The following is a 766-nucleotide window of genomic DNA, read 5'->3' as shown; positions in this document are numbered from 1 at the left end:
GCTTACCCTACTTGGATACAGCTATGAGGACGGAACAGTTATTCTCGAACTCATGGCTTTAGGCTCACACGAAAATTTTTACCGAGACGTAAAACGATTTTACTAATTTTATAACCACTGAGCAGAAGAATGCCTAGTGGTTGTAACGCCTGCGATAAGGTGCCCCACGCAAACCCCGCAAAGCGCACCAAACCTCATACCAAAACCGCCGAGTGTAATGGGTCACCTTGATTGCTTTGTTATGCAACTCCATCCATTACTGCGAGCATACTTGGCCGATAATCTTTCCACGCTTGATGAGACTGCGGCATGCAGACAACAAGCGCAGACTCCAATAATTCAGATTTACTTTCAAAACCTTGAGCCAGACCAACTTGAATGACAACCTGATACAGATTTGATTGGCTGCTGCACCGCACTATTGGTTAAGACAAGCTGCTGCCCTTTCAAAGCAATGTAACGACGGAAACTCACGGCTGAATTGCCAGGGTAAAAGGCGACAAAGAAAACGACAACCTGCTGTTCTCTGAACTTTCAGGCAGCCTTTCGCTGAACGAATAGCCAGAGAAATCGTGGAAATATGCGATGAACATTCTACCATCGATGAACTTGGCTCTAAGGTGCATAACGCCTAAAATAAGCGGCGAAAAACAACGCGCAGATATTGATATGAAGTGCGTAAACGCATAACTTCATTTTGCACCTGAAATGCCGAGTGTTTTTTGTCCGCTTGATTTTCTTGTTAAATTTGCCCCGCCCGATGAGG

The 766-nt window shown here is 45.2% G+C and carries 1 protein-coding gene; it reads left to right on the top strand.

All coding sequences use genetic code 11. The features are described from left to right. The coding region (locus EDI28_RS27595) for a type II toxin-antitoxin system RelE/ParE family toxin (protein WP_199287504.1) at positions 1-106 on the top strand (106 nt) is incomplete at its 5' end. Positions 107-766 lie beyond the last annotated feature (660 nt).

Source organism: Photobacterium chitinilyticum, assembly GCF_004104355.1.
Taxonomy (GTDB): Bacteria; Pseudomonadota; Gammaproteobacteria; order Enterobacterales; family Vibrionaceae; genus Photobacterium; species Photobacterium chitinilyticum.
This window is presented reverse-complemented; position numbering and strand designations above follow the sequence as displayed.